This is a genomic window from Saccharopolyspora terrae (assembly GCF_004348435.1).
Lineage (GTDB): Bacteria > Actinomycetota > Actinomycetes > Mycobacteriales > Pseudonocardiaceae > Saccharopolyspora > Saccharopolyspora endophytica.
On the sequence record NZ_SMKS01000145.1, the window covers coordinates 1 to 1,326 of the forward strand.

Annotated in this window: 1 protein-coding gene and 1 pseudogene; one reads left to right on the forward strand and one right to left on the reverse strand. The window is 66.5% G+C overall.

Annotated features, from left to right (window positions below; translation table 11 throughout):
• A pseudogene (locus E1181_RS31085) lies at nucleotides 1–445 on the reverse strand (alpha-mannosidase); the annotation flags it as partial.
• Nucleotides 446–612: 167 nt separating this feature from the next.
• Between E1181_RS31085 and E1181_RS31090 the strand changes: the two are divergent.
• Complete coding sequence (locus E1181_RS31090; protein WP_132679971.1) at nucleotides 613–873, forward strand: Prokaryotic metallothionein; 261 nt, start codon at nucleotides 613–615, stop codon at nucleotides 871–873.
• Nucleotides 874–1,326: the final 453 nt, after the last annotated feature.

The following is a 1,326-nucleotide window of genomic DNA, read 5'->3' on the forward strand; positions in this document are numbered from 1 at the left end:
GTCCGAGGATGTCGGGGTTGGCGGCGGCTTCGACGTAGATGGTGTGGGTGCCGGGGGTGGATGGGAGTGGGAGGTAGGTGTTGAGGGGGTTGATGGCTTTCAGCGGTGTGCCGTCGGGGGTGTAGCAGAGGCCTTCGCATTGGAAGCCGGGGCGTTCGTCGGTGGAGCCGAGGTTGATGAGCGCTTCGACGGTGTGGCCGGCCCAGGTTTCGGGGATGGTGGCGGTGAGGCGGAACCAGGCGGTGCCCCAGGCGGGTCCCCAGGGTTGGCCGATGTGGGTGGGTTGGTAGGTGGCGGCCAGGGCTTGGTCGACGGGGACGGGTTCGCCTGGGGTGTGCCAGACGGCGATGTCCATGGGCAGGGTGTGGGTGTGTTGGGCGGGTTTGATGCGTTGGTGCAGGACGCGGTCGAGGCGTTGTTCGACGATGTGGCGGTCGTCGTGCATGGGGCGGCTCCCTGGCTCGGCGCGTGGGTGTGGTGGTGATCATGCTGGCACAGGGTGGCGTGGTGTCAGAGGTGAAGTTTCTTCGGTGTTGGGTGCGGTTGCCGGTGTTGGGGGGAGGCCGCATGCTCGCGATGTTGGCTTGTCATCGCGTTGTGGAGGGCGGTCTCATGGGGACCTGCGAGGTGTGCGGGAACGAGTACTGGATGAGTTTCGAGGTGCGCACCGTGGGCGGTGGGGTGCACACGTTCGATTCTTTCGAGTGCGCGGCGCAGCGTTTGGCGCCGCAGTGCGAGCACTGCGGGTGCCGGATCTTGGGTCATGGTGTGGAGGCCAATGGGCGGTTCTTCTGCTGTGCGCATTGCGCGCGGCAGTCGGACGTGGCGGCGGCCGGCGAGTTGCGGGATGCGGTGGGTGCGCACCCGGGCTGATCGCTACGGGGCGTGTGGTGTGGGGTCGCCCGTTCGGGTGTGACTCGCCGCTCCTTGTTGTGACCATTCTGTTATGCCACGGTGGAAACACGCGGACGACCTGCGACGACATTCCGGTTGACGGGGACGAACTCGGCCGGATCAGTGGGTGCCCGCGCATCCGGGTGTTGACAACGAGCGGGAACACCGTCAACTCCACACACAAATCCCTTCGCTGAATATGGAGGACGCCCTCATGGCAAGTATGGTTCGCTGGCTGGGCGGGTTTTCGCGGGAGCTCGAACGCGCCCGCGCGACGATGCGCCACCCCCGCTCGCAGGCCTACGTGCGGTTTCCGCGCGGATGAGGACCTGGTAGCGCACAACCGAAAATGACTTCACGGCTGCCGTGTTCCCGGTTCCCGGGGGCACGGCAGCCGTCGTTTCGGGGTGCGGGTGCGAGGATGGGCGGGAT